General features: G+C 55.4%; 4 protein-coding genes. All 4 read right to left on the bottom strand.

The annotated features are described in order from the left end of the window. Positions 1-362 precede the first annotated feature (362 nt). Genes ACTBDZ_RS15065 through ACTBDZ_RS15050 form a run of 4 tightly spaced genes read right to left on the bottom strand, consistent with a single transcriptional unit; the run spans position 363 to position 4,907 of the window. Positions 363-1,616, bottom strand: coding sequence for a cytochrome P450 (locus ACTBDZ_RS15065; RefSeq protein ID WP_438815920.1), 1,254 nt, complete (start codon positions 1,614-1,616; stop codon positions 363-365). Continuing rightward, positions 1,585-2,001, bottom strand: coding sequence for a hypothetical protein (locus ACTBDZ_RS15060; protein WP_438815919.1), 417 nt, complete (start codon positions 1,999-2,001; stop codon positions 1,585-1,587). Before ACTBDZ_RS15060 ends, ACTBDZ_RS15065 begins: the two co-directional genes overlap by 32 nt. A gap of 10 nt (positions 2,002-2,011) precedes the next feature. Continuing rightward, positions 2,012-3,859 carry an ABC transporter ATP-binding protein gene (locus ACTBDZ_RS15055; protein ID WP_438815918.1) on the bottom strand — a complete coding sequence of 616 codons (1,848 nt, stop codon included), beginning with the start codon at positions 3,857-3,859 and terminating at the stop codon, positions 2,012-2,014. Then, positions 3,750-4,907, bottom strand: a complete 1,158-nt coding sequence (locus tag ACTBDZ_RS15050) for an ABC transporter ATP-binding protein (protein WP_438815917.1) — start codon at positions 4,905-4,907, stop codon at positions 3,750-3,752. The genes ACTBDZ_RS15055 and ACTBDZ_RS15050 overlap by 110 nt, the downstream gene beginning before the upstream one ends. Positions 4,908-5,031 lie beyond the last annotated feature (124 nt).

Raw genomic sequence — 5,031 nt, 5'->3', positions numbered from 1 at the left:
GTTCAGTATTGGTGACAGACCACCACAAGTATCCAACCTCAATTCTATTCACAAGACCATCGTTGATGTTCTCGGCGAGCGATACCGTCGAATTTATTCTTAAAGTAGGTGCGGAATGACGGATGAAGAGAACATAGAGCATGAATACTATTTTTATTGCGGAGCAACACATTGAATACGTGACCAATAATTGTTGAGTACGATCGATGCGGTATCAATATAGACATGAGGGTAACTTAGCGTGTTGAACAGATACTGATTTTTACACCCTTAACACAAAATATTCATTCAAAAAATAAGCCGTTATTTTTTAACGGCTATTATTTCTTTTCATGACAAGAAAGCATTGACGCAATCCACCGCTATAACCCTTTGTAAAGCAGAGGCATACGCCGAATACCGGTATGTTTGTTGCTGCGGACCCATTCCACGGGGCCGTTTAATGTGAAGGCATCAATGTGGTTTAGCAATTCCCGAAAGACAACCCGCATCTCCAGCGTCGCCAACTGCGCCCCCAGACAGCCGTGTCCCCCACTGGCGAACGCCAAATGGGCATTTTTCTCCCGACAGATATCAAAGGCGAAGGGGTTTTCGAACTGCTGTTCATCGCGATTGGCCGAGGCCCACCACAGCGTCACTTTCTCGCCGGCTTTGATGCGTTTACCCGCGACGTCAACATCGCGCGTGGCGGTGCGGCGGTTGTACGGCGTGGGCGAGGTCCAGCGTAAAATTTCCTCCAGTGCCCGGTTCATTCGCTCAGGTTCTCGTTGTAACAGCTGCCACTGTTCCGGATGCTGAATAAACGCCAGTATTCCGCCCGCAATGGCATTACGCGTGGTTTCCAAACCGGCCACCATCACCACGCTAAACACCATCACCTGCTCCATCGGGGTCAAGCAGCCCAGTTCAGCGGAAAGTTCTCCCGCAACCGCCAGCGAAACAATATCATCACCGGGTACCTGACGGCGTTGTTCCACAAACTGCTGTGCGTAAGCCATAAACTGCTGCATGCCTTGCTGACTGCTGACACTGCTTTGCCCCAATTGACGATCGGAATAATCAAGCACCGCGTTAATCCAACCTGAGATCGGGTGCCGATCTTCAGGAGGAATCCCGACCAAATGTGCGATGGCAAACAGCGGAAGTTCGGCAGCAATATCCGCCACAAAATCTCCTTCGCCTTTGGCTAACGCACTCACGACAGCCTGACGCGCCGCCGCAGTAAGAATGGGCTCCAACGCAGTGACGCGCCCACGGGTGATCCCCGGAGCCATCAGACGTCGCAGCGCTTTATGGCGCGGATCGTCCATCATATTAACGACGGTCCCCGGCCCTGCGGCGCAGGGAAGATCCTCAATCATGGTTCCACCTCCGGCACGATCGCCGCCTCGATGCGAGGAAAAGGTGTCGATATCTCTGGCGAGCGGCACAATATCCTGATAGCGCGTGAACACCCAAAAACCCTCGTTATCAGGCGTCAACGGGGTGGCCGGATGATACAGCGCGCCACCACTCTGTCGTAATTGAGTGAAAACGGAATGGGGAAAGCCTTGAGAGAACAGCGTCAAATCCGTCAAATCGACGTCAGGCAGCGGCCAACGCAGTGACGCGCCCACGGGTGATCCCCGGAGCCATCAGACGTCGCAGCGCTTTATGGCGCGGATCGTCCATCATATTAACGACGGTCCCCGGCCCTGCGGCGCAGGGAAGATCCTCAATCATGGTTCCACCTCCGGCACGATCGCCGCCTCGATGCGAGGAAAAGGTGTCGATATCTCTGGCGAGCGGCACAATATCCTGATAGCGCGTGAACACCCAAAAACCCTCGTTATCAGGCGTCAACGGGGTGGCCGGATGATACAGCGCGCCACCACTCTGTCGTAATTGAGTGAAAACGGAATGGGGAAAGCCTTGAGAGAACAGCGTCAAATCCGTCAAATCGACGTCAGGCAGCGGCCAACGCGTAGCGCAATGCTGACTATCACACAGAGGCTCAGACATCATCGTCTCCTTATCCTTCTCGGGGATGTACAATGCGCCATCCTTCAGCGCGCACTTTTGCCTGCCAAAAGGCCGCGTAGCGTCCGTTCATGGCCAACAACTGTTGATGGTTGCCCTGTTCCACAATCTGCCCGTGATCAAGCACTAATATGTGATCCGCATTGCGGATGGTGTGCAACTGATGCGCGATGACCAGCATGGTGCAGCGGCCACGCAATGCGTTAAGCCCCTGAGCGATCGCTTCTTGATTTTCCGGATCCAACGCACCGGTTGCTTCATCCAACAGCAGGATTGGCGCATTTTTCAGCAATGCGCGCGCCAGTGCGGCACGCTGACGTTCACCGCCCGACAACAATCCTCCCCCTTCGCCAACCCGGCTATCCAGCCCCAGCGGTAAGCGCTGCACCACCTCGTCCAAACGAGTCAGTTTCAGGACGTTTTGCAATGTGTCATCATCAGCCGCAGGGTTTCCCATCAGCAGGTTTTCCCACAGGGTGCCGCTAAACAGATAATTGTCCTGAAACACTTGCGAAATCATGTTCATGTGTTGCACGACCGGGAAGTCTTTTACATTAATGCCCCCAATAGCAATTCCTCCGCTATCCGGATCGAAAAAACGGGCAATCAATTTGGTCAAGGTGGTTTTCTCCGAGCCGGATGCACCCACCACGGCGGTCATGCTATTGGCTGGCAGCGTCGCAGAGACATTTTGCAGCACCCGAACGCCGCGCTGGTAACCGAACGTCACGTCGCACAACTCGATTCCGTAGTGTTGCGGTAGAGGTACAGGATCTGTCGGTGCCGGTGACGACATCTGTGACAACACATTTTCTGCCGCCTCCATTTGGGCTGACGCCATACGGATGCCCGAGCTATAGGAGGCCACTTCACTGAGGGGATCGATAACCCGACTCACCAGCACCAGTAAGGCAAACAGCGTGGTTTGCTGCGCTGCATCTCCCTCCATCACCACCAGCCAGGTAATCCCCGCCATCAAAGCCATCAAGGCCAATTGCCCCAACCAGGTGTTCAGCAGCAGTGGCGGCAACACCAGCCACAGTTGACGTCGTGCGGCCCGGCTTTGCGCCACAAGTGCCTGAGCAAATTGCCGATACCCCTGCGCGGCCTTGCCATAGGTGCGTAACACCGGCTGGCTTTGCGCGAACTCCACCATGCGATCGCACGCCTGTGCATTGGCAGTCTGAACGGCCCGGTCGGCGGTACGCCCCAGCCGTCCGGCCCACCAATACACCACCCCCAGCATGGGAAACAGAAACGCCGCGCACAGCGCTACGCGCCAGTCAAAAAAAATGGTTGCCACCACCACCACGGGCGTGATCACCGCCCTTAACAAGGGGGTTAACTGGTGGGCAGGCAATCCCAGGATCTCCATCACGCCCTGACTGAGCAACAGGCCCAGGTGGCTGGTATTGGCGCGCACGAACCAGCCGAGCGGAAGTGTGACCACATGATCGCCAATGCGGCGGCGCAGTTGATTCATCAGCGTTGCTGCCACCTGAAATCCACTGTGTGCAGCGCGATAATGCAAATAGCCGGTCAGCACCACGCCTACGCCTAACGGTATCAGCCACAGCAACGCATCATCCACACGGAGATCCAGCAGGGCGCGAATGATGGGCACCACCAGCACAAATGTCAGCCCCTGCATCAGACAATAGCTGCACACCCACAGCAAATAATGACGCAGCAGCAACGCGTGAGATTTCCCCATCAGTCTGGTCGGCGCATCAACAGCATATTGCCTCCTGTTGCCCTTGTTGTGCCGCCCACAGCCGCGCATATTCACCGCCACCGGCCAGTAAATCAGTATGGCTCCCTTGCGCGTCAATGCGGCCATGCGACAGCACGACAATGTTGTCTGCGTGCGTGATGGTTTCCAATCGGTGGGCAATCACCAGCACCACCTGACGACGTTGATGCGCGATCAATGCATTGAACGCAGCCTGTATCGCTGCTTCTGATTCGGCATCAGCCTGCGCGGTGGGCTCATCCAGCACCAGCACGGCGGGTTGTAGCAAGAGTGCTCGGGCAATGCTAACCCGCTGTGCCTCACCGCCAGACAATGTGGCATCATCGCCATATACCGATTGATAACCGCGCGGCAAACACAGGATGCGTTCGTGAATATGCGCCGCCTTGGCAGCCGCTGTGACCTGCTCTTCACTGGCCTGTGGATCGCCCAGCGCGATGTTGTCATACACGCTCATGCGTAACAGTTGCGTATCCTGAAACACAGTACCGATCTGGCGGTACAAATGTCGGCTGTCAATCTGGCTTAACTCAATGCCCCCTAACGTGATTTGGCCACGATCGGGGACATCAAAGCGCAACAACAAGCGTGCCAGGGTTGATTTACCCGCGCCAGAGGCACCGACCAGCGCGGTTACCGTACCTGGAGAGAGCGTCAGCGAGATGTTGTGTAACAGGGGCGAGCGGGGCTGATAACCGAAATCAATCTGATCAAACACCACTTCGTTATTCTGAGGGAACCGACTTGGTATCAGTTCCGGTTGCAGCGGGATCGTCAGCAACGTGGCAAGCCGCCCTAACGCGGCTTTCGCCATGCGCAGAGATTGCGCACTGTGGCTCAGCGTGGTGACGGGCACAGAGATCCCAAGCGCAATTACCAGAAATGGTAACAGTTCTGTCATCCCGAGCATCCCCTGGTGCATAAACCCGATGCCGCCGACCAACATCAACAAGGTAATCGGCGCGATGATCACGGCAGACAAGCACTCGGGTTTGATCAACGGCAGTGCCCAATCCAGGAAAAAACGCTGAAAATCCGATGTTGCTCGACAGTAAGCCTGATGGGCTTTACCGCTAAGGCCAAAGGTCTTTACCACGGTGATGCCCTGCACGTACTCCACCACCGATTGGTTCACCCGTCATTCCGCACCTACTTTAAGAATAAATTCGACGGTATCGCTCGCCGAGAACATCAACGATGGTCTTGTGAATAGAATTGAGGTTGGATACTTGTGGTGGTCTGTCACCAATACTGAACTC

The organism is Symbiopectobacterium sp. (genome assembly GCF_051710365.1).
GTDB lineage: Bacteria > Pseudomonadota > Gammaproteobacteria > Enterobacterales > Enterobacteriaceae > Symbiopectobacterium.
The sequence above is the reverse complement of the archived record's forward strand: the minus strand, read 5'-3'. Positions and strand labels throughout refer to the sequence as shown.

Coding starts and splice junctions, on each gene's coding strand:
- ACTBDZ_RS15060 (WP_438815919.1), bottom strand. CDS start 2,001: ATGTCTGAGCCTCTGTGTGATAGTCAGCATTGCGCTACGCGTTGGCCG.
- ACTBDZ_RS15055 (WP_438815918.1), bottom strand. CDS start 3,859: ATGGCCGCATTGACGCGCAAGGGAGCCATACTGATTTACTGGCCGGTG.